This is a genomic window from Halosegnis rubeus, assembly GCF_009184545.1.
Taxonomy (GTDB): Archaea; Halobacteriota; Halobacteria; order Halobacteriales; family Haloarculaceae; genus Halosegnis; species Halosegnis rubeus.
Genome location: NZ_QJOW01000001.1, coordinates 462750 through 481137 on the forward strand (window position 1 = coordinate 462750; position 18388 = coordinate 481137).

The following is an 18388-nucleotide window of genomic DNA, read 5'->3' on the forward strand; positions in this document are numbered from 1 at the left end:
CAGCACGCTTTTTGACGCAGCGGGCGACCCACAACTAATGACCGGAGAGACGAACCCCTTCGAGAGCCTGCAAGAGCAGCTAGGCGATGCGGCTGCGTACATCGACCTCGATGACGGACTGCTTCGGCGGCTGAAAAATCCCGAACGCATCCTGGAGACGAATCTGACGGTTCGCATGGACGACGGGCGACTGGAGACGTTCCGGGCGTACCGCTCGCAGTTCAACGGCGACCGTGGCCCGTACAAGGGCGGGATTCGCTATCATCCGGACGTGAACCGCGCCGAGGTGAAGGCGCTGTCCGGGTGGATGGTGTACAAGACCGCAACCGTCGATATCCCGTACGGCGGCGGAAAAGGCGGTATCGTCGTCGACCCTTCGGAGCTCTCGGCGACCGAACTCGAGCGGCTCACCCGCGCGTTCACGAAGGAACTGCGTCCCTTCGTCGGCGCGGACAAGGACATCCCGGCCCCGGACGTGAACACCGGCCAGCGGGAGATGAACTGGATCAAGAACACCTACGAGACCCTCGAAAACACGACAGAACCGGGCGTCGTGACGGGGAAATCCCTCGACTCGGGCGGCTCCGAAGGCCGCGTCGAGGCGACCGGTCGGTCGACGATGCTCACTGCCCGCGAGGCGTTCGACTACCTCGATCGCGACATCGGGGACGCGACGGTCGCGGTACAGGGGTACGGCAACGCCGGGGCGATTGCGGCCCGGATGCTCGCCGAGGAGACCGGTGCCACCGTCGTCGCCGTCTCCGACTCCTCGGGAGCGATTCACGACCCCGACGGCTTCGACCCTGCGGACGTGCGCGAGCACAAACGCGACACCGGCTCCGTCGTCGGCTACGAGGGAACGGAGGAGCTGACGAACGAGGAGCTGCTCACGCTCGACGTGGACCTGCTCGTCCCCGCGGCACTCCAGAACGCAATCGACGCCGACCTCGCCGAATCGGTGCAGGCCGACATGATTGTCGAGGCCGCCAACGGTCCGCTGACGCCCGATGCCGACGACGTACTCACCGAGCGCGACGTGGCCGTCCTGCCGGACATTCTCGCGAACGCCGGCGGCGTCACGGTGTCGTACTTCGAGTGGGTGCAGAATCGCCAGCGATTCGGCTGGACCGAGGCGCGCGTCAACGACGAACTCGAACGCGTCATCACGGACGCCTTCGACGGGCTGACCGAGGCCTACGAGACGTACGACGTGCCGAACTTCCGGACCGCAGCCTACATCGTCGCACTCAAGCGCGTTATCGCCGCACACGCCGAGTCGGGGACGTGGCCCTAGAGCGAGACAGCGTACGCGAGTAGGAAGCCGAAGTAGACGAGCACGAGCAAGCCGAGCGCCTTGTACCGGAACAAGGTGAGGTCGTCCTCCTCCCGTTCGTACGCGCGCTCGAACGCGGCGCGTTCCCGCGTCGTCAGCCGTCCCTCGTGGCGGTGGCCGAGATGGAGGTCGCGGTACGATTCTTGAACGAACGTCCGGTCACAGTACGGGCAGTCGTGTGTCATCAGAGGAATGGTGGGGCTTCGTACGGTCGCGAGACGATCCACAAGGAGGTCATCGTGTAGAACATCATGACGAGCGTGAGGAGATACTGGCTCCGGACGGCCTGAATCCGGGAGGGGAACAGCTCGTAGCCGACGCCGTGAGCGACCCACACCGCGAGCACGTGGCCGGCGATGACGAACGTCAGCGACGCCAGCCCGAACCAGCCCGGAATCGCGAACACGAACGCCTGCCCCGGCGAGAGCGGGTTCGCGAGCGCGTTCGCGAGGGCAGGCACCAGGTTCAGGAAGTAGCCCAGATAGTGGGCGACGTGGTAGCCGGCGGCGATAGCGAGCAGCGACGGGGCGAACCGCGCGGCGAGTTCGGCCGAATCGAGCGTCGTGTCCGCAATTCGGCGACCGTAGCGTACCGAGAGCAGGTAGACACCGAGGAAGGCAGCGAACCCGACGGCGAGCACGAGTGGATACAGGAAGACCGGCGGGACGCCGAGACCGACGACGGCGCGGGCGAAGTCCGCCCACGGTGCCGTCGCCACCAGCCCGTCGTAGGTCGTCCCCCACAACAGCGCGACGACGAAGGCGATATCGCCGGTCGAGTCGACCCACGGCGTCTGGAGACCAGCGCCCGGCGAGCGGAGCTTCAGGCGACCGTCCTCGACGGTGAGCGGTGCGACCCGGCCGTAGGCGTCGAAGACGCGCGCGACGGGGTCGTACTCGGTGAAGTAGTCGTCGCCGACGACCACGCCCCCGAGCACCGTCACAACGCCGTACAGCGTCACGGCCGTCGCGAGCAACTGGGCCGCGTCGGCGAGGGGACTCACCACCTCGACCCAGATGAGGGTGAGTAAGCCGACCGTCGCGACCCACCCCCCGTCGACCGGGAGGTCGCGGTCGAGCGAGGGAAGCCATCCCACGATGGTTCGGAAGGGATTGAGCACGGGCCACCCGTTCCCGACGAGATACGACGACATCGCCAGCCCGGCCCACCAGCCGCCCCACACGAGCAGGATGGCCGCGTTCCGGAGCGGGTCGGTCGGCACGTCGGCAAGCAGCGCGACCGGAAACTCGCTCCGTCCGGCCAGAAAGCCAGTCGCGAGCACGACGACGAGTCCGAGCAGGCCGACGGCTCGACCAAGCCCGACGAGCAGGTCGTGACGCGTCGTCCCGACGGTTCGCCGGTACTCGTGGACGTATCGGAGGAACTCGCGGTCGGTGGCGAGCGACGAGAGGACGAAGGAGACGCCGACGACGCCCCCGCCGGTGGCGAGGAACAGCCACGTTGGGACGGCGACGCCGCGGCCGGCGTTCGCGCCGAGACTCCCGCTGTGGGCGAGCACTTGGCCCACGAACGCGACCGTCGCGGACAACGCGGCGAGCGAGCTACAGAACACGCGCCACCACCGGCGTCGGCTATCGGTCATCGCTCGACGTTACGCCGCCCGCCACGTATAGCCGTCGGAACCGAGCGGCTCATAGGAGGGCTTTTGTCGATAGGGTCGCAAGCCGCAGGTATGAGCCACGCGGACGAATCAGACGACCACGGCCACCATCTCCCCGCCGTTGAGGACTGGCCTCGCGGCTTCGGTGAGGCATCCTGGTGGCCCTTTGTGACGGCAGTTGGTGCAGCAATCATCTACGCGGGCGCGGCGATGTATATCCTCTCACAGGGGAGTGACCCGCTCGTCTCGCTGGAACTCAGCCTCGGCGTCTTCGCGTTCGGTGTCGTCGGCTTCGTCGTCGGTCTCTACGGCTGGACCTACCACGCGTTTATCGCCGCCTACTGGGACGAAAGCTCCGGCAGTGCCGGACTCCGGCTCGGTATGTTGGCGTTCCTCGGCTCCGAGATTGCGACCTTCGGTGCCGGCTTCGTCTACTACTTCTTCATCCGATCTGACGTGTGGTCCGAGGAGACGCTCCCGGAACTCGTCACCAGCGGTGACATCTTCGGGAGCCTCGTCATCGCCAACACGGTCCTGTTGATTCTCTCCTCGATTACGCTCCACTACGCGCACGTCGCGCTCCGCAACAGTAATCGCCGCCGCTTCCTCGGCCTGCTCGGCTTGACGCTCGCACTCGGCGTCGTCTTCCTCGGCGGCCAGGTGTACGAGTACTACGAGTTCATCGTCCACGAGGGACTCTCCCTCGGTGGCGGCGTGTTCAACTCCGCGTTCTACGGGCTGACCGGATTACACGGGCTTCACGTGAGCCTCGGTGCGGTCCTGCTCGGTATCGTCTTCGTGCGGTCGCTGTTCGGTCAGTACACCGCGGAGAACCACACCTCCGTCACAACCGTCTCGATGTACTGGCACTTCGTCGACGTGGTGTGGGTGTTCCTCGTGCTCGTGCTCTACGTCGGCGCGATTGTCTGAACGGCCACATCTCGTCTCCTTGTCGTAGTCACTCGCTACCGCTTTCTGCCCCGCGCGTCGTCACTCCGATATGGACGCATCCGAACTCGAATCACGGCTCGGGGTTCCCGTGACGACGTTCGACTCGACACCCGACACGAGCGGCTATCTCCGCCGACAGATTCCGAACGCTTCCCACGGCAGCTTCGCCGTCACGAACGAACTCACGGCCGCACGCGGTTGCACGGGGAACGCGTGGGCTGTCCCGCCCGGCGGAGTCTGGTCCTCGACGCTGTTGTACCCCGACCTCGACCCCGTGCAAGTCGGTCGGCTCACGGTCGCCGGCGGCGTGGCAGCCTGCGAGATGGCTCGCTCTCTCGGCGTCGACGCGCGGCGAGCCGGTCGAACGCCAGCGGGTCGCGGCCCGACTCCACGAGCGCCTGCTCAAGTCCGCCGACAGCGTCGAGACGGACGACGGGTTCGCCGACGTGCTCGACAGGTGGCGTGAGCACGCGATTACGCTCGGTGAGCGTGTACGGGTCGAGACGGGCGACGAGACGGTTCGCGGTACGGCGACCGAAGTGACCGAGACGGGCGCGCTGCTGGTCGAGACAGAGACCGGGCGGCGAGAAGTGACGGACGGGGAGTGTGAGTCGCTTCGGCGCGACGACTGATTATTGGTTCGCGAGGAACTCCTCGGGGTTCTCGGTGAAGCGCTCGTAGTCTTCCTGTGAGACGACGAGCACCTCACCGAGCATGGCGGAGTGGCCGACGCCACAGTACTCCGCACAGTAGAGCTGGTAGGAGTTGCCGATTGCCTCGTCGTTCAGCTCCGTCGTGATGGTGTTGTACTTGCCCGGCATGGCGTCCTGCTTCAGCCCGAGCTTCGGAATGTGGACGGCGTGGAGCCAGTCGACGGAGCTGACGTGGAGATACACCTGGGTGTTGGCCGGGAGGACGAGCGGTTGACCGCTGCTGCTGCTTGTCGAGACCATCGTGGAGACGTTGCCGTTCTCCATCGTCTCGGTGTAGTTGAACGTCCAGTAGTACTTCTGGGCGGTCACCTCGATTTCGACGATTTCCTCCTGTCGTTCCGGTGGTGGCCCGACGGCACCGGGGTAGTCGTGGGTGACGGCCGGCTCGACGGCGTTCGGGTTCTGTGCGGCGGTGACACCACCGACGAGCGGGCTTCCGAGGGCGGCGTAGGCGGCGACGCCGACGAACAGCAGGACGATGGCGGTCGCGATGGTCCACGTGATTTCGAGGCGACGGTTCTCCTGTGTCGGTTTCGGGTCGTCGTTGTTGCGGTAGCGGACGACCGTGTAGATGAGAGTCGCCTCGACGACTACCGCGATAATCGCGGAGACGTAGAGGAGTTCGGAGTCAAGTGAACTGATGATACCGATGTTCTCGGACGGCTGTGCCGCAGCCGGGCCCACGGCGACGGCGAGTAGCGCGAGCACCGTTGCGACGGCCCCCGCAACGCGCGTACGTTTCATAGCCGCAGTTAGGAGTGGCCCCACATTAACCCCGCGATGCGTGCTATCCGCAAGAAGCGCGGGGCATAAGTAGAGCCGAGACTTTGCTCTGGTAATGAAGCGGCCGCAGTTCACGACGCTGCTCGCGACGACCGTCGTCGGGGTGTATCTCCTCGTCGTCGCCGGCGCGACGGCCACCGTCGCCGACGCCACGGCCGCCTGTACGTCGTGGCCCCTATGTGCCCCCTCGTCGGTGAGTGCCGTCGTCGCGCTCGGCCACCGCACCGCCGCGCTCGTCGTCGGGCTCCTCCTCGTCAGCTCCGTCGCCATCGGGTGGTCGGACAGCTCTCGCCGCGTCAAGGGCGCGCTGCTGGCCGCGCTCGCGCTCTACCCGGTGCAGGTCGGGATGGGCGCAGTCGTCGTCTTCGCCGGTGCGAGCGGCCTCACGCCCGGTCTCCACCTCGGCATCGCCGTCGCCATCTTCACCGCGCTCACCGCCGCGCTCGCGTGGCAACTCGAAGCTGACACCGGACGCGACGACGTGCCCGAGGAACCGTTCGAGGAGTCCGTCGTCGACGCCGAACCGTCCGAGTCGACGGTTCGCTTCGACTCCTCGTTCGACCGCGCCCGCGCGACGCTCTTCGCGTACTTCCGACTGATGAAGCCGCGGCTGATGTGGCTGCTCGCGCTCGTGGCCGCCGCCGGGATGTCGCTCGCCGGCGGCCCCGGTGGACTCACCGTCCGCACCATCGTCCTCACGCTCGGCGGTGGCGTCCTCGCCATCGGCGCGTCGGGGACCTTCAACCACGTCCTCGAGCGCGACATCGACCGTCGGATGAAACGCACCAGCGACCGCCCGCTGGCGACCGAACTCGTCCCCGTGCACAACGCGCTCGCGTTCGGATTCGCGCTCGCGGCCGCCTCGCTCGTCGCCTTCCTGCAGGTGAACGTCTTCGCCGCCACGCTCGGCTTCGTCGCCATCGTGTTCTACTCGGTCATCTACACGCTCGTGTTGAAGCCGAACACCGTCCAGAACACGGTTATCGGCGGTGTCGCGGGTGCGCTGCCGGCGCTCATCGGCTGGGTCGGCGTCACCGGCGAACTCGGGCTGCCGGGCGTCGTGCTCGCCGTGACCATCTTCCTGTGGACGCCGGCGCACTTCTACAACCTCGCGCTGGCGTACAAGGACGATTACGCCCGCGGCGGCTTCCCGATGATGCCCGTGGTCAGCGGGGAGACGAAGACGCGCAAACACATCGTCTGGTATCTCGCGGCCACGCTCGCCAGCGCCGGCGTGCTCACCGCGGTCAGCGATCTCGGCGTCTTCTACGCCGTGACCACGGTCGGGTTCGGGGCGCTCTTTCTGGGGATGGTCGTCCGACTCCACCGCGAGCGCACCGAGGGCGCGGCGTTCCGCGCGTTCCACGCCTCGAACGCATATCTCGGCGCGCTGCTCGTGGCTATCGTCGTAGATTCACTCGTCGTATGAGCACGCTCGCCGCGGTTCGTGACCGCCGCCCGCCCACCCGGACGCTCGTCTACTGGGCCGCCATCCTGAACGCACAGTTGCTCGTCGTCATCCTCTACTCGCTGCTCGTGAGCGGGCCGCCGGCGTCGCTGCGTGGCATCTTCATCCTCGTGATGCCGTGGGTGTGGCTCGACGTATCCTGGTGGGCGTATCGCAACACCTCGCTCCCGCGCGTGACCGGCCGCAAGCGGCTCGTCGCCGGTGCGCTCGCCGTCGGCTACTTCCTCGTGCTCGCGTTCGCCGGCGGCGTCCTCCTGCCGGGTATCGGCGAGCGCGCCACCGGGCTCCGGCTCGTCACCTACCAGATTCCGCCCGGCTTCGCGCCCGCACTGCTGTACAGCGGTGAGCGACTCGTCGTGAATCTCATCCCGTACAAGACGGTCGGCTATCTCGCGCTCGCGTGGCTCGTTTACGGAACGGTTGCCGACGTGTCCGGCTCCGTCGGCGCGGGCCTGCTCGGCCTCTTTTCCTGTGTCTCGTGTGTGCTTCCCGTCATCGCGGGCGTACTCACGACTGTCACAGGGAGTGCCGGCTTCGCCGCCACTATCGGCCAGCAGTCGTATTTCCTCTCCACGAGCGTGTTCCTCGCGACTGTGCTCCTGCTCCGATGGCGACCGACGATGGCGGACCTCTCGCGACTTCGCCCGTGACCGTCAGGTGCTTGCCCCCGGCGCTCATCTCTCGCGTATGACACACGTCGAAATCACCTACTGCGTGCCGTGTGGCTATCTCGACCGCGCACTCGATACCGAACGCGCGGTGCTCCAGAGCTTCGGGCAATCACTTGACCGCGTGACCCTCGTCACCGGCGACCACGGTGTCTTCCGCGTGACGGTCGACGGCGAACAAATCTGGGACCTGACCGAGGACGAGTACGACGTGGACGATATCGTCCGCCGGGTGCGCGCCGAACTGTAGCGGGCGACGGAACACAACCGCTTAGACGGGCGCGCCACGAACCGAGGTATGGTTATCAGTGCGTCGGACGTGCGCCGGTCGTACGGCGAGACGGTCGCGCTCGACGGCGTCTCGCTCGACATCGACGCCGGCGAGATATACGGACTCATCGGTCCCAACGGCGCGGGCAAGACCACGCTCGTCCGCGCGCTCACCGGGACGACCGACCCCGAAGGCGAGGTGCGACTGCTCGGCGAGGACCCGAAACGCGCCGACCCGCAGCGGCTCGGCCTGCTTCCACAGGAGTTCTCGCCGCCGGCTCGGCTGACGGCTCGCGAGGTCGTCAGCTACTACGGCGGTCTCTACGACGAGTCGCGCGACGTGGGCGAGACGCTCGTCGATGTTGGGCTTACCGACAGCGGTAACACCTACTACGAGGACCTCTCCGGGGGACAGAAGAGACGAGTGTGCGTCGCCACGACGCTCGTGAACGATCCCGACGTGTTGTTCTTAGACGAGCCGACGACGGGAATCGACCCGCAGGGTCGCCGCGACGTGTGGGGCCTCATCGACGCGCTCGCCGACGCCGGCGCGACGGTACTCGTCACGACCCACTACATGGAGGAGGCGGAACGACTCTGTGACCGGGTCGGCCTGCTCGCGGGGGGGCGACTCGTCGCCGAGGGACCACCCGCAGCCTTGGTCGCCGAACACGGCGGTCGCCCGCGCGTCGAGATTCGCGCCGACGATTCCGACCACGCCCGCGAGGTGCTCGCCGCCGCCGACTACGCGTTCGTCCCTGACGAGCGCCGGCTCGTCGTCGACGACGTTGCCCCGGACGAGGTGGGCGACGTAGCGACGACGCTCACCGACGCCGGGGTTGCATACGACGGTCTCCTCTGGCGACAGCCCGACCTCGAAGAGGTGTATCTCCAGCTCACCGGCCAAACTGTCGGAGCCAGCGGGACGCCCCGCGAGGTGGGCGATGAGTAGAGCCGGTCGCATCCGGTCGGAGACCGTCGCCGCGGGGAAGGCGTTCCTCCGCCGGCGCACCGCCGTCTTCTTCACGTTCTTCTTTCCGGCCATCATCATCCTCATCTTCGGGGCTTTGGTCAACACGGCCGGCGGGACGGGCGGGCTGTTCACCGAGCCGCCGGGCTACTACGTCCCCGGCTACCTCGCCGTCGTCGTGTTGTTCACGCCGCTCTCCCGGGTAGGTAGCGAGGTCGCCCGCCACCGCGAAGACAACCGCTTCGAGAAGCTGGCGACGACGCCGCTCCGTCGGTGGGAGTGGCTGGCGGCACAGACGCTCGTCAACGTCGGCATCATCGGCGTCGCGGCCGCGGGAATCCTCCTGCTCGTGGTGGCCGTCACCGGCGCGTCCATCGTCTTCTCGCCGCTGCTCGTCCCGTTCGTCGTGCTCGGCGTCGCGTTGTTCTGTGGCCTGGGCGCGATTCTCGGGAGTCTGTCGGACTCCTCGGACGGCGTCATCGCGGCCTCGAACGGAATCGCGCTCCCACTTCTGTTCTTGTCGGAGACGTTCGTTCCCCAGTCGCTCCTGCCGGAGTGGCTCCCGCTGTGGGTGTCGCCGCTGACCTACTTCTCGCGTGGCGTGCGTGCCGTCGCCTACGAACCGCCGGACACGCTCGCCACCTCGCAGGTGCCGGGGGGGCTGGGCGTCGCGGAGTCGAATCTGCTCGTGCTCGCCGCGTTGACGCTCGCCTTCTTCGTCGTCGGGGCTGTGACGCTCCCGCGGACCGACTGAGAAACCGTTTTCCGAACCCGACGGCGAGTGGTGGTATGCAACTCTCCACGCTCCCCGACCGACCGTTCGAACTCGCGGAACTGCAAGAGCTCAACGAGAGCGGCCGCTTCCGGGCCGTCTTCCCGGCCGGCGTCTTCGACTTCGAGGGGACCGACGCGAAGCTCGTTCCGGCGGTCGTCCTCGTCACGCCGGGGGACGGTGAGGACGAGGAAGCCGGTGGTGAAGGCGATGGTGAGGGCGGCCGGGTCGTCGCCGTCGGGTACGACTTCGAGGAGCGGTGGCAGCGCGTTTCGAGCGAACAGGCAGGCGACCGCGTACAGGAGCAGGTTGAGCGGGCGGCGGCCGAGCTCAGGGAGTGGGCGGCAGCGACGGACCAGCGGTGGGCGATGTCGGACGGCGCGACCGCGCTGGCCGAGCACATGGGCGCACTGGAGGAGTAGCTCAGGCCGGGACGAAATCGAAGGTGTAGACGTGGTTCAACAGTAGGTACGCTAACACGCCGAGCGTGAGCGAGACGCTCCAGACGGCGACGGTGATACGGCCGACGCGAGCGTGGGCGGTCTGGCGAATCTCGTCGACGCTGTGGCTCAGTCCGATAGTGATGTTGTATAAGACGAGCGGCACCGACAGCGCCGACAGCACGATGTGGATGCCCAACATCGCGAGGTACAGATAATACGGGAGGTCGGGACCGACGAAGTCCTTGCGTCCCCCGCCGCCGGTCTTGAGCAGGTACATCACGAGGAAAATCATGATGAGGACGAAAGAGACGATCATCAGCCGGCGGTGCGTCTCGACGTTTCCCTGCCGGATGTGGTACCAGCCGGCGACCAGACAACAGACCGCGACGGTGTTGACGAGCGCGATGGCGTGTGAGAGCAGATTCACCGTCCCCAGCCCGATCTCCGGGTAGATTGGCAGGCCGACGTAGAGGGTCCCGATGACGAGCACGTAGCCGACGACGCTGAGCACGGCGACGACGGCCCGAGGGCGGCGTTTCACGACCGAACTGTCCGCGAGACTCATAACCGTATTTGGTGGCCGGCGTAAGTAGCCGTTCCGCTTTCCGAACAAGCGGAGTTGTACTCGCACAATCCTGCTGAAGGCTGTCAGCCGCTCCGTAACTGTGAAAGCGTCTGGGTGTGCAAGTGTTGCCATGAGTACACAGGACTCCGAGGACCGGACCATCCGCTGTCTGGTCGCGAAGGTCGGTCTCGACGGCCACGACCGCGGCGCACACGTCATCGCCCGGGCGTTCCGCGACGCCGGCTTCGAGGTCATCTACTCCGGACTCCACAAGTCACCCGACGAAATCGTGCAGGCCGCCGTCCAGGAGGACGTGGACGCGCTCGGTATCTCAATCCTCTCCGGTGCCCACAACACTCTCGTTCCGAAAATCGTGGAGGGGTTGGAGTCGTACGACGCCTTCGAGGACACGCTCGTGCTCGTTGGCGGTATCATCCCCGACGAGGACCGCGACGAGTTGTACGAGATGGGCGTCGACGGCATCTTCGGTCCGGGGTCGTCGATGGCAGAGACCATCGAGTTCGTCCGCGAGAACGCGCCCGAGCGATGAGCGATCTCATCGAGGAACTGCTCGCCGGAAAACACCGCGCGCTGGCCCGCGTCATCTCGAAAATCGAAGACCGCGGGTCCGGCTACCGCGAGTTGGTCAGTCAACTCCACGAGCACACCGGGAACGCGACGGTCGTCGGCATCACCGGTTCCCCCGGCGCTGGCAAGTCGACGCTCGTCGACAAGATGGCAGAGACGTATCGCGAGCGGGGCGAGACCGTCGGCGTCATCGCCATTGACCCCTCTTCGCCCTTTTCGGGTGGCGCGGTGTTGGGCGACCGCATCCGGATGGCCTCGAACGTCGGAGACATGGACGTGTTCTTCCGTTCGATGTCGGCGCGGGGAACGCTCGGCGGGCTCTCGACGGCGACGACGGACGCGGTGAAGGCACTCGACGCGTTCGGGAAGGACCGAATCATCATCGAGACGGTCGGCGCGGGCCAAAACGAGGTCGACATCGTCGGCACCGCCGACACCGTCGCCGTGCTCGTTCCTCCCTCCTCGGGTGACGACGTACAGATGCTGAAGGCCGGTATCCTCGAAATCGGCGACGTGTTCATCGTCAACAAGGCCGACCTCGACGGGGCCGACCGCACAGTACAGGAGCTAAAAGAGATGGTTCACATGCGGGACGCCTCGCCGCTTGCCGGCACTGCCGGCCACCACGGCGTCGAGACCGACGCAGTTGGTGAGCAGGATGAAGACGACAACGGGGACGACGAGACGTGGACCCCGCCAATCGTCGAGACGGTCGCCAAGACCGGCGAGGGCGTCGAACCGTTTCTCGACACGCTCGTCGACCACCGCGCGTGGCTCGAGGCTTCGGGCGAACTCAACGCTCAGCGGCGCGACCGCTACGAGGAGGAGATTCGCCGCCTGCTCCGTGAGGGTGCGGGCGAACTGATTCGCGAGGAAATCGAGCGGCAGGGTGGGCTCGAACGCTACGTGGACGCCATCGTCGCGAAGGAGACCGACCCGTACGCCGTGACGGAGGAACTGCTCGCTCCGCTGCGCGAGTCGGTCCGCGAGTAGCTCACGCCAGTCGCTGGTGTTCGACTTTCAGACACTTATCGTGAATGAACCGACGCCCGGAGTCGGTGACGCGCTCGCCGGCCTCACCGTCGCGAATCCCGAGCTGGAGCCACACGGTGTCCACGTCCTCACGGTCGAGCGTCTCGTCGACGATACTCGACACCTCGGCGCTCGGCCGGAACACGTCCACGAGGTCGACTGTCTCCTCCACGTCGGAAAGCGAGTCGTACGCCGGTTCGCCGAGCACCTCGTCGGTCGTCGGGTTGACCGGGACGATACGGTAGCCGTGCTCTTGGAGATACTTCGGGACGCCGTGGGCGGCCTTCCCAGGCGTGGCCGAACAGCCGACGACCGCGATGGTCTCTGCCTCAAGCGCTGCCGTCAACTCCGCGTCGTCTGTCGTCACCATACTCACCCGTAGCGTCCGGCGCGCAAAAGCCTCGGGGGCGGCTACGCGAACCGGCCGACGATGAACGCGCCGGCGGCGAGCAGTTGACCGTACTTCAGCCACGCCTGACTCCGCGTCGGTTCGGAAAAGCCCCAGTAGCCGGCGACCAGCATGAGCACGTCGGGGACGGCGACGGCGACGAGATACGCGACGCCGAAGTCGGCGAGCAGATACGGGAGTGGGCTGCCGGCGACGCCGACGAGCAGCGCGGCCATCGCGACCTGGAGCGCACGCCGCTTCCCGACCGCGATGGGAAGCGTGTTCAGCCCCTCCTCGCGGTCGCCGGCGATATCCTCCACGTCCTTGATGACCTCCCGCGAGAACGTCGCCAGCGCGGCGAGCACGGCGAGGACGGCTACAGGTCGGAGCGCGCCCCCGACGGCCGCACCGCCGAACAGGAACGTCGACCCGCCGAGACAGCCGACGACCGCGTTACCGACTCCCGGCAGTCCCTTGAACAGCTTCGTGTACGCGACGAGCGCGGTGAGATTTACGACGGCAATCGCGACGGCAAGTGGCGGGAGCACGAGCGCCAGTCCGACCGCGACCGCGAACTGCACCGCGGCGAACGCGAGTGTCTCATGCGGCGTCACCGCACCGCGGGGAATCGGTCGCTTCGGCCGATTGATGGCGTCGATTTCACGGTCGAAGTAGTCGTTGATGGCGTTGCCGGCTCCGACGGCGAGCATTGTCGCGAGCACGGCTGCGGCCGCACGGACCAGTGCGCCCGTGTCGACGAGCAGCCCCGGCGTCGGTGCGGTTCCGGCGACGACCGCACCGATAGCCGTGAGCAGTCCCGACGTGAGCGCGTTTCCGGGGCGTGTAAGCTCAACGAATCCGCGAAGCCGCTGCATGGTTGGTTGTCACGAGACGCGAGTATGAACGCGTCGGTCCGGAACGTTTCCGATGGAAGGGCTTTTGAATACCACCCTGCTACGCAGTAGTGAGGGCCCTTAGCTCAGCCCGGACAGAGTGCGTGGCTTCGGACCACGTTGCCGGGGGTTCAAATCCCTCAGGGCTCGTCTTGCTGCATAACGAACCAAATCCACTGGACAGCGACAGGTAATATATAAATCCACCCGTGCCCTTCAACTGGAGTTCGTTATGCATCATCAGGCACCCCTTCGCCGTCCCCTGATTCCACGCAGCAAAACACCGCCTTGATGCGTATAGTCAATCACAAGTCGATATCAAGAAGAGTTTCCCAGCCTGACGATGTCGCCATCCCCCTTTGATCGTCACGAGCGCCCCTAAGCCAGCCAACACAGCGACCGTTCCGGCACCGATGTGTAGCCAGAGTGTCCAACCTTCCAATGTTGGCATACACACATACCCGAACACGTCCTAAATAAACGTCCTGCACATCCGAGAAACGCTACTGCCGGAGCGCTCTCCTTGGACGCCTGTGACCGAGGAGCGCTCTGTATTCAGCACACTTCTAAAGACATCTCTCCGATTGATGATTCCAACAGAGTCGAAACCCCAGAATAGTGGGACTTACCCCGCTGAATCAAGGAGAAAGCCTCGCGCTTTACCGCGGGGAGGATGTCAATCTGCACTCGTTCGAACAGTGGTTTCGTCCCTGCCTGGTGGCCGCGTGAGGGTCCACACCTCACTAGCGCGCAGTAGCTGGGCAGGATAAGGCGTGATTTTGTGCTGAAGACCGGTCAGAAGCTTGATTTGATGATCCTCTTGTGAACACAGCCGACGGTGCACCGCGGGTCAGCATGAGTAATCTGCGAAGAGTGCTGATCACAGGTGTATAGCCCCAGATAATCTGTCTGCCCCAAGGTAATCTAACTGTATGCCTACGTAGGCGAGCGAACATGTCGTTGCATCAACCCTCGCCTTCGCGCTGGGCGATTGTAGACTGGGTATTCTCGTACTGAGGTTCTCGACGTAGACATCGGTTCGTTCGGAGTCCGTCACGTGACTCCGGGTGTTCTTCATCACATCGTGATCCGAACGCCTTCCGAAGGCGTTCGGCTGCGCCCGCGTCGTCACCCATTCGCGCTAAATCGAATGCCTCCTCAACGACCGTCGCGACACCCTGAGGGAGCTGAATATCACCAAAGACCCCCTCACGCGTCTCAGAGAGCGCAGCAGAATCTACTGGCAAATCCAGCAGCGACCGAATACGATTGGTTGCCCCTGTTTCAGCCCGTGCCCGTGTTCGAAATACGACCCGCAACTCATCAATAGCACGCCAGGTTTCTTCCGGTAAGTCATAGCTATCTGGCCGGATTTTAGCCGGACAGCGAGTTGCAAATGGGCAGCCAGTGGGTGGGTCACGTGGGTTTGGCGGCGTCCCCCGCAGTGTAATCCGTGGGCCATCCCATGGCGAACCACTGCCGGGAATCGCTGACAATAATGATAGCGTGTACGGATGGGCAGGATCATTGAATACCTGCCCCGTCGGCCCCGTCTCAACGATCATTCCTAAATACATGACAGCAACCCGATCAGCAATATGCCGAACGACACTGAGATCATGCGCGATAAACAGATATGTAAGTCCGAGCTCCGCCTGAATATCTTCCAACAAATTGATTATACGGGCTTGAACGCTCACGTCGAGAGCCGATACCGGCTCATCTAGAACGAGAAAGCGTGGCTCAAGAGCGAGAGAGCGGGCAATCCCAACGCGTTGTCGCTGTCCTCCCGAAAACTGGTGTGGATATCGGTAAAAATGAGCCTCTTGCAGACCGACTCGATCGAGTAGAGACCGAACACGCTGTTCACGCATTGCAGCCTGCGACTTCTCAACTCTCACTTCTACGGTATCCCCATCAGCCTCGAGTGTCACATCTTCGGAAGTAAGGGGGAATCGGTCACGGACTGACGCTGTTAGTGTCGCTCCTGCTGTATCGACATGAATATCTGGCGTTCGATCCGTCGCCGGCTCCACGTCACCGGTGACTGAGCCGTTTGGAGTCGCTGCTGTTACTGTTGGCCAGTCGTGAGCTTCTAGTGGTTCGGCAATAATCTCGCCGACGGTAAGCCGTTGGTTCAGACTCTCCTCTGGGTCTTGAAACACCATTCCAGCTTCACGTTGCCAGCGACGCTTTTGAACGCCGGACAATTCGGTCACATCTCGGCCATCGGTCTGTACAGTCCCACCTGTTGCTTCATTGAGTCCTAATATCGTACGCCCGAGCGTTGTTTTACCAGACCCAGATTCTCCAACGAGAGCGAGAGTCTCTCCTTCATAAATGTCGAGATTAACTCCATCAACCGCACGAACCGGCGGTGATTGGTTGAGTAAACTATTGTCCTCATAATACATCCGCAGGTCACGGACAGAGAGAAACATATCATTGTTTGATTGCTCAGGACCTCTGATCCTACTGCTTGGATTCGATATTGTCATAGCTGCTCACTCTCAATCGTGTATCGATCATCGTACAACAGACATGCAGCGGTGTGGTGAACATCCTCTGTGCCCACCGATACGTGGTCAGGAGGGTCAGCTAAACAATCCGGCCCCGCTTCGGGACAGCGTGGGGCAAACCGGCAATCTTCAGCCGACCCAGTCGGGGTTGGTACCTCTCCGTCTATTGTCGGAAGTCGCTCGTTAGGAGGCGTCCTGCCGGGAATAGAATTGAGTAGCGCCTGCGTGTACGGATGGGCTGGATCGTCAAACAGTTCCTTCGTTGGTGCTCGCTCAACTACCTCACCAGCGTAAACGACATTCACACGGTCTGTTGTCTCCTCGATAACACCCATATCGTGCGTAATGAGGAGAATCGCGAGGTCTTCCTCCCGGCGAAGACGGTTGAGTAAATCAAGTATCTGCGCCTGTATTGTGACATCGAGCCCAGTCGTTGGTTCATCACAAACCAAAAGATCCGGATCGCACGCAAGCGCGGCTGCGATCACCGCGCGCTGTTGCATGCCTCCAGATAACTGATGTGGATACTCATCAACACGACTGCTGGGGTCTGGTATGCCGACTGCCTCAAGCAGCTCAACAGCCCGACTGCGTGCCTCTTTTCCACGAAGGCCCTGATGAATCCGTAGCGCCTCACGAATCTGGTTCCCTATCGTATAGGTTGGGTTCAATGCACTTCCGGGATCTTGGAACACAATTGCAAGGTCACCACGGTGGGATTCCCAATGACCATCTGTTAGCTCATCACCACGGAACTGAATCGATCCACTCTCAACTTCACCAGGTTCGTCGACCAATCCGAGTACCGAACGGGCAGTAACTGACTTTCCTGACCCTGATTCGCCGACGAGGCCAACGGCTTCTCCGGCATCAACATCAAAGCTCACACCATCTACAGCGTGAATTTGCTCACGCTCCGTATGGAATACCGTTCGGAGATTTCGAACCTCGAGCAGACTCACGCGCCACCACCCCGACCAGCTGTGTTACTTGCAGCATCAGACTGTGGGTCAATCGCGTCGCGAATCCCATCGCCTAACGCATTGAAGCCTGTGACTACCAGCGTGATTAGCAACCCTGGTATAAGGGAGATATGCCAAGAGCCAGTCCTGACGTAATCTTGCCCGAGGTTGATTGCACGGCCCCACTCTGGCGTTGGCGGTGCAACTCCAAGCCCAAGATATGAAAGGCCAGCAATGGAAATAATCGCCCCTCCGAGTGTCATTGAACCATAAATTAGCATATACCCGGTAATGTACGGGAACATGTGCCGACGCATAATGACGAGTGGACGTTGTCCGAAGGACCTAGCTGCGTCAATCCACTGTCGCTCCGAGACTTGAAGAGCAGGCCCACGCAATGACCGCCACATATAGGTCCAGCCAGTGAACGCGAAAATGAGCGCGAGAAGAAACCCACCACTGTAGATATTGCCGAGCCATGTCCCACTAAGGACGCTGGTAAGCATAATTAGCAGCAGCAACTGTGGCATTGCCATAACTCCATCTGATATCAGAACCGTTGATAAATCAACGCGCCCCTTATAATACGCAGCAGTGAGGGCAAGCGACGAAGCGAGTAATGCACTCAGTCCGACTGACAGTAACCCGATGACGAGAGAGATGCGTGAGCCGACAACGATGAATGTGAACAAGTCACGACCAGTTGGGAGTGTCCCAAATGGGTGGAATCGACCGAAATTATCATACTCCATCGGCAGGACACGGTCGGCGTTATCACCAGTCGACTGTGAGCCACGGTTAGCTTGGCCGACGAGCACCGTCTCTACGCTATCAGTCTCTGTGTCGAAGTACTGTATCTCGTTAGAGTAGGAGTTTCGCATGTTTTGCTCGTAGGTAGTTGGACCAAGTGCAGGGGCAAAGACCGCCATCGTGACGAACATGAACACGACAAAGAGTCCGAAGATGCCCCATCGGTGAGTCCGAAACCGGTCGATTACATCGTCACGGGGAGTCCAATTTGCAGCACGGTACACACGGCGGTAAAGCTGATAGCCCGCAGCGACCCACGCCGCAATCGCAAACGCGTACACGTACACGAGCGTAGCGCGAAGTCCCCATGCTAGTCCTGGTCGTAAATTGAGGAAGGTTCCAACCCACTCTGACCCGTCCCAGTATCCTTGGTTGGGGATGGTCTCTCTTGATAAGAGCGTTGGAACTGCTCGGATAGCGGCCTCGAACTCCGTGAGCGCTGCGACAGCACCACCCGCTCCAACCGGGAGTGCAACGACGAAATCACCGAGGATACTCATCAAGAATGCCAGCACGGCGCTGGCTTCCAGAGCAAACAGAGCCACACCGATTGCAGCCCAGATGAAAACTGTTGATTCAGTTGTTGCGACGGTCTTTATTACCGATTTATAACTCCTATCGGGAGTGGTGTTCGACATT

Annotated in this window: 21 protein-coding genes and 1 tRNA gene; 13 read left to right on the plus strand and 9 right to left on the minus strand. The window is 63.4% G+C overall.

Features of this window, described 5'->3' with window-relative positions:
* Positions 1-37: 37 nt before the first annotated feature.
* Positions 38-1294 (plus strand): Glu/Leu/Phe/Val family dehydrogenase, encoded by a 1257-nt coding sequence (locus tag DMP03_RS02430; RefSeq protein WP_152119131.1) that lies wholly within the window; start codon positions 38-40, stop codon positions 1292-1294.
* Here the strand turns inward: DMP03_RS02430 and DMP03_RS02435 are convergent.
* Both DMP03_RS02435 and DMP03_RS02440 read right to left on the minus strand, forming a co-directional pair.
* Positions 1291-1518, minus strand: coding sequence for a DUF7410 domain-containing protein (locus DMP03_RS02435; protein WP_152119132.1), 228 nt, complete (start codon positions 1516-1518; stop codon positions 1291-1293). The genes DMP03_RS02430 and DMP03_RS02435 overlap by 4 nt on opposite strands.
* Positions 1518-2936 carry a hypothetical protein gene (locus DMP03_RS02440; protein WP_152119133.1) on the minus strand — a complete coding sequence of 473 codons (1419 nt, stop codon included), beginning with the start codon at positions 2934-2936 and terminating at the stop codon, positions 1518-1520. Before DMP03_RS02440 ends, DMP03_RS02435 begins: the two co-directional genes overlap by 1 nt.
* 90 nt (positions 2937-3026) lie before the next feature.
* Here DMP03_RS02440 and DMP03_RS02445 point away from each other — a divergent pair, with 90 nt between their 5' ends.
* The 3 genes from DMP03_RS02445 (at position 3027) to DMP03_RS14480 (ending at position 4537) form a co-directional block, all read left to right on the plus strand.
* The gene (locus DMP03_RS02445; RefSeq protein ID WP_152119134.1) at positions 3027-3884 is read left to right on the plus strand and encodes a cytochrome c oxidase subunit 3; all 858 of its coding nucleotides are present in this window, start codon (positions 3027-3029) and stop codon (positions 3882-3884) included.
* 70 nt (positions 3885-3954) lie between these two features.
* Positions 3955-4371 carry a hypothetical protein gene (locus DMP03_RS02450; protein ID WP_197739276.1) on the plus strand — a complete coding sequence of 139 codons (417 nt, stop codon included), beginning with the start codon at positions 3955-3957 and terminating at the stop codon, positions 4369-4371.
* Positions 4352-4537 (plus strand): hypothetical protein, encoded by a 186-nt coding sequence (locus DMP03_RS14480; protein ID WP_197739277.1) that lies wholly within the window; start codon positions 4352-4354, stop codon positions 4535-4537. Before DMP03_RS02450 ends, DMP03_RS14480 begins: the two co-directional genes overlap by 20 nt.
* On the opposite strand, the gene coxB is transcribed toward DMP03_RS14480, so the two are convergent.
* The gene (gene coxB / locus DMP03_RS02455) at positions 4538-5362 is read right to left on the minus strand and encodes a cytochrome c oxidase subunit II (RefSeq protein ID WP_152119135.1); all 825 of its coding nucleotides are present in this window, start codon (positions 5360-5362) and stop codon (positions 4538-4540) included.
* 94 nt (positions 5363-5456) lie between these two features.
* Here coxB and DMP03_RS02460 point away from each other — a divergent pair, with 94 nt between their 5' ends.
* Genes DMP03_RS02460 through DMP03_RS02485 form a run of 6 tightly spaced genes read left to right on the plus strand, consistent with a single transcriptional unit; the run spans position 5457 to position 9971 of the window.
* The gene (locus tag DMP03_RS02460; protein WP_152119136.1) at positions 5457-6830 is read left to right on the plus strand and encodes a heme o synthase; all 1374 of its coding nucleotides are present in this window, start codon (positions 5457-5459) and stop codon (positions 6828-6830) included.
* Positions 6827-7519: a DUF7546 family protein gene (locus DMP03_RS02465; protein ID WP_152119137.1), complete on the plus strand. Its 693-nt coding sequence runs from the start codon at positions 6827-6829 to the stop codon at positions 7517-7519. The genes DMP03_RS02460 and DMP03_RS02465 overlap by 4 nt, the downstream gene beginning before the upstream one ends.
* Positions 7520-7556: 37 nt before the next feature.
* Positions 7557-7787, plus strand: a complete 231-nt coding sequence (locus DMP03_RS02470; protein ID WP_152119138.1) for a SelT/SelW/SelH family protein — start codon at positions 7557-7559, stop codon at positions 7785-7787.
* Between the two features lie 48 nt (positions 7788-7835).
* Positions 7836-8759, plus strand: a complete 924-nt coding sequence (locus DMP03_RS02475; RefSeq protein WP_152119139.1) for an ABC transporter ATP-binding protein — start codon at positions 7836-7838, stop codon at positions 8757-8759.
* Entirely contained in the window at positions 8752-9531 is a 780-nt protein-coding gene (locus tag DMP03_RS02480; RefSeq protein WP_152119140.1) for an ABC transporter permease, read from the plus strand. The genes DMP03_RS02475 and DMP03_RS02480 overlap by 8 nt, the downstream gene beginning before the upstream one ends.
* A gap of 35 nt (positions 9532-9566) precedes the next feature.
* On the plus strand, positions 9567-9971 hold the full coding sequence (locus DMP03_RS02485) for a hypothetical protein (protein ID WP_152119141.1): 405 nt from the start codon (positions 9567-9569) through the stop codon (positions 9969-9971).
* A gap of 1 nt (position 9972) precedes the next feature.
* Here DMP03_RS02485 and DMP03_RS02490 read toward each other — a convergent pair whose 3' ends face one another.
* Complete coding sequence (locus DMP03_RS02490) at positions 9973-10557, minus strand: DUF420 domain-containing protein (RefSeq protein ID WP_152119142.1); 585 nt, start codon at positions 10555-10557, stop codon at positions 9973-9975.
* 130 nt (positions 10558-10687) lie between these two features.
* Here DMP03_RS02490 and DMP03_RS02495 point away from each other — a divergent pair, with 130 nt between their 5' ends.
* Together DMP03_RS02495 and meaB are read left to right on the plus strand one after the other, a co-directional pair.
* The gene (locus DMP03_RS02495) at positions 10688-11107 is read left to right on the plus strand and encodes a cobalamin B12-binding domain-containing protein (RefSeq protein WP_152119143.1); all 420 of its coding nucleotides are present in this window, start codon (positions 10688-10690) and stop codon (positions 11105-11107) included.
* Complete coding sequence (gene meaB / locus DMP03_RS02500) at positions 11104-12138, plus strand: methylmalonyl Co-A mutase-associated GTPase MeaB (RefSeq protein WP_152119144.1); 1035 nt, start codon at positions 11104-11106, stop codon at positions 12136-12138. The genes DMP03_RS02495 and meaB overlap by 4 nt, the downstream gene beginning before the upstream one ends.
* A gap of 1 nt (position 12139) precedes the next feature.
* On the opposite strand, the gene DMP03_RS02505 is transcribed toward meaB, so the two are convergent.
* Together DMP03_RS02505 and DMP03_RS02510 are read right to left on the minus strand one after the other, a co-directional pair.
* Complete coding sequence (locus tag DMP03_RS02505; protein ID WP_152119145.1) at positions 12140-12547, minus strand: CoA-binding protein; 408 nt, start codon at positions 12545-12547, stop codon at positions 12140-12142.
* 41 nt (positions 12548-12588) lie between these two features.
* Positions 12589-13440, minus strand: coding sequence for a geranylgeranylglycerol-phosphate geranylgeranyltransferase (locus DMP03_RS02510; RefSeq protein WP_152119146.1), 852 nt, complete (start codon positions 13438-13440; stop codon positions 12589-12591).
* A gap of 93 nt (positions 13441-13533) precedes the next feature.
* Here DMP03_RS02510 and DMP03_RS02515 point away from each other — a divergent pair.
* Positions 13534-13608: transfer RNA gene (locus DMP03_RS02515), tRNA-Arg, on the plus strand.
* A gap of 815 nt (positions 13609-14423) precedes the next feature.
* On the opposite strand, the gene DMP03_RS02520 is transcribed toward DMP03_RS02515, so the two are convergent.
* From DMP03_RS02520 to DMP03_RS02530, 3 genes are read right to left on the minus strand one after another with little or no spacing between them, the layout of a single operon-like run.
* The gene (locus DMP03_RS02520; protein ID WP_152119147.1) at positions 14424-15899 is read right to left on the minus strand and encodes an ABC transporter ATP-binding protein; all 1476 of its coding nucleotides are present in this window, start codon (positions 15897-15899) and stop codon (positions 14424-14426) included.
* 53 nt (positions 15900-15952) lie between these two features.
* On the minus strand, positions 15953-16939 hold the full coding sequence (locus DMP03_RS02525; RefSeq protein WP_152119148.1) for an ABC transporter ATP-binding protein: 987 nt from the start codon (positions 16937-16939) through the stop codon (positions 15953-15955).
* Complete coding sequence (locus DMP03_RS02530; protein WP_152119149.1) at positions 16936-18387, minus strand: ABC transporter permease; 1452 nt, start codon at positions 18385-18387, stop codon at positions 16936-16938. Before DMP03_RS02530 ends, DMP03_RS02525 begins: the two co-directional genes overlap by 4 nt.
* Between the last annotated feature and the right edge of the window lies 1 nt (position 18388).

Excerpts from the sequence above, each read along its gene's own strand:
- DMP03_RS02520 (WP_152119147.1), bottom strand. The coding sequence starts at position 15,899 with ATGTTTCTCTCTGTCCGTGACCTGCGGATGTATTATGAGGACAATAGT.
- DMP03_RS02490 (WP_152119142.1), bottom strand. The coding sequence starts at position 10,557 with ATGAGTCTCGCGGACAGTTCGGTCGTGAAACGCCGCCCTCGGGCCGTC.
- DMP03_RS02430 (WP_152119131.1), top strand. The coding sequence starts at position 38 with ATGACCGGAGAGACGAACCCCTTCGAGAGCCTGCAAGAGCAGCTAGGC.
- DMP03_RS02435 (WP_152119132.1), bottom strand. The coding sequence starts at position 1,518 with ATGACACACGACTGCCCGTACTGTGACCGGACGTTCGTTCAAGAATCG.
- DMP03_RS02470 (WP_152119138.1), top strand. The coding sequence starts at position 7,557 with ATGACACACGTCGAAATCACCTACTGCGTGCCGTGTGGCTATCTCGAC.
- DMP03_RS02505 (WP_152119145.1), bottom strand. The coding sequence starts at position 12,547 with ATGGTGACGACAGACGACGCGGAGTTGACGGCAGCGCTTGAGGCAGAG.
- DMP03_RS02465 (WP_152119137.1), top strand. The coding sequence starts at position 6,827 with ATGAGCACGCTCGCCGCGGTTCGTGACCGCCGCCCGCCCACCCGGACG.
- DMP03_RS02445 (WP_152119134.1), top strand. The coding sequence starts at position 3,027 with ATGAGCCACGCGGACGAATCAGACGACCACGGCCACCATCTCCCCGCC.
- DMP03_RS02450 (WP_197739276.1), top strand. The coding sequence starts at position 3,955 with ATGGACGCATCCGAACTCGAATCACGGCTCGGGGTTCCCGTGACGACG.
- meaB (WP_152119144.1), top strand. The coding sequence starts at position 11,104 with ATGAGCGATCTCATCGAGGAACTGCTCGCCGGAAAACACCGCGCGCTG.
- DMP03_RS02480 (WP_152119140.1), top strand. The coding sequence starts at position 8,752 with ATGAGTAGAGCCGGTCGCATCCGGTCGGAGACCGTCGCCGCGGGGAAG.
- DMP03_RS02460 (WP_152119136.1), top strand. The coding sequence starts at position 5,457 with ATGAAGCGGCCGCAGTTCACGACGCTGCTCGCGACGACCGTCGTCGGG.
- DMP03_RS02530 (WP_152119149.1), bottom strand. The coding sequence starts at position 18,387 with ATGTCGAACACCACTCCCGATAGGAGTTATAAATCGGTAATAAAGACC.
- DMP03_RS02440 (WP_152119133.1), bottom strand. The coding sequence starts at position 2,936 with ATGACCGATAGCCGACGCCGGTGGTGGCGCGTGTTCTGTAGCTCGCTC.
- DMP03_RS02485 (WP_152119141.1), top strand. The coding sequence starts at position 9,567 with ATGCAACTCTCCACGCTCCCCGACCGACCGTTCGAACTCGCGGAACTG.
- DMP03_RS02510 (WP_152119146.1), bottom strand. The coding sequence starts at position 13,440 with ATGCAGCGGCTTCGCGGATTCGTTGAGCTTACACGCCCCGGAAACGCG.
- coxB (WP_152119135.1), bottom strand. The coding sequence starts at position 5,362 with ATGAAACGTACGCGCGTTGCGGGGGCCGTCGCAACGGTGCTCGCGCTA.
- DMP03_RS02475 (WP_152119139.1), top strand. The coding sequence starts at position 7,836 with ATGGTTATCAGTGCGTCGGACGTGCGCCGGTCGTACGGCGAGACGGTC.
- DMP03_RS02495 (WP_152119143.1), top strand. The coding sequence starts at position 10,688 with ATGAGTACACAGGACTCCGAGGACCGGACCATCCGCTGTCTGGTCGCG.